This window comes from Acinetobacter sp. GN11, from assembly GCF_054823985.1.
Genome location: NZ_JRVL01000350.1, coordinates 1 through 1,157, shown reverse-complemented (window position 1 = coordinate 1,157; position 1,157 = coordinate 1). Strand labels below are relative to the sequence as shown.

Below are 1,157 nucleotides of genomic sequence, written 5' to 3'. Positions count from 1 at the left end.
CTTCTATATTTTTTGGAGCAGATTATCTAAATTTATTGAAAATAAGTTTATTATTTGGTTCACGATTTATGTAGTTTATTTTTTAATATTCGGAGTGTATTTAGGTAAAGAAACACATGCTTATGAGATGACTAACATTTTCCAAATAATTACAACCATTTTGCTTTCTTTAGTCACTCTATCATTTGCATTTTCTCATAAAAATCTCAGTGATAAGTTGTTAAAACATAATGACATATCTTATGGAATATATATTTATCATATGCTTGTTGTAAACACTCTTGTGGCTGTTGGATTCTTACATGAACCAATCTATATATTTCTTACATTCATGGTCACAATAATTTTAGCTATATTGAGCTGGAAACTAGTAGAAAAACCAGCTCTAAGTTTAAAGAATAGATTCTAAAAAAAGTCCTGCAATTTGCAGGGCTTTTCATATCAATCAATTATTCATTGAATGATTTGAATAGAAATTATTGAGAACCTGTCTTCTGAGATATTCATTTTATCAAAAACTAAAGCCTCTAGAATTTTCTATTGTCTTTCATAGATTTCTCCCATAAAAGAACCATTCAAATGAATGGTTCTTTATTATATAAGATTCTTAAATATCATTTCCACAAATATCAGGGGTGCCTATTGTATATGTAAAATGCATATTTGCTTTATCGGTAATTAACTGGACTGAAATAGTTTTACCAAGAAATTTAGAGTTGGCATTTGGTGATTGTATCCCTGCCCCTTTAAATCCCATACTTTTCAAAGAGTTTTCAGTAAATAAATTAAGATATCCATAATTCGTTCCATTAATGATATAACCCATTTGTTTACTAACCTGATTAAAATAAAGACCTACTCTAACTTTGCCATCTGTTGGCATCGTGACAGGAATTACCTTTCGATCTACCTCCATTGCAACTACTAAGCCAGCAGTATCTCTTTTAGTACTTTCTCCCGTGAGAGCTACCTAGCTTCCATCAGCGTAAGCTGCATTTATCGCATCGATTGAGCCTGAAGCGGTAATTTTTACTTCTTTTAAAATTTACTATTATGAAATTTCCATATTTAATTCCTCTACAACAAACTAAATATTAGATATATAACTTAATGTTCATAAAAAATCTAAATGCTAATGCAATTCCCATATATTTAAA

Annotated in this window: 2 protein-coding genes; one reads left to right on the top strand and one right to left on the bottom strand. The window is 29.5% G+C overall.

Going from position 1 to position 1,157, the window contains the following annotated elements:
- On the top strand, window positions 1–409 hold a 409-nt coding region (locus tag NL42_RS19175; RefSeq protein ID WP_461313961.1), incomplete at its 5' end, for an acyltransferase family protein.
- Between the two features lie 198 nt (window positions 410–607).
- On the opposite strand, the gene NL42_RS19170 is transcribed toward NL42_RS19175, so the two are convergent.
- Window positions 608–883: a DUF4882 family protein gene (locus tag NL42_RS19170; RefSeq protein WP_461313960.1), complete on the bottom strand. Its 276-nt coding sequence runs from the start codon at window positions 881–883 to the stop codon at window positions 608–610.
- Window positions 884–1,157 lie beyond the last annotated feature (274 nt).

Excerpts from the sequence above, each read along its gene's own strand:
- NL42_RS19170 (WP_461313960.1), bottom strand. The coding sequence starts at position 883 with ATGCCAACAGATGGCAAAGTTAGAGTAGGTCTTTATTTTAATCAGGTT.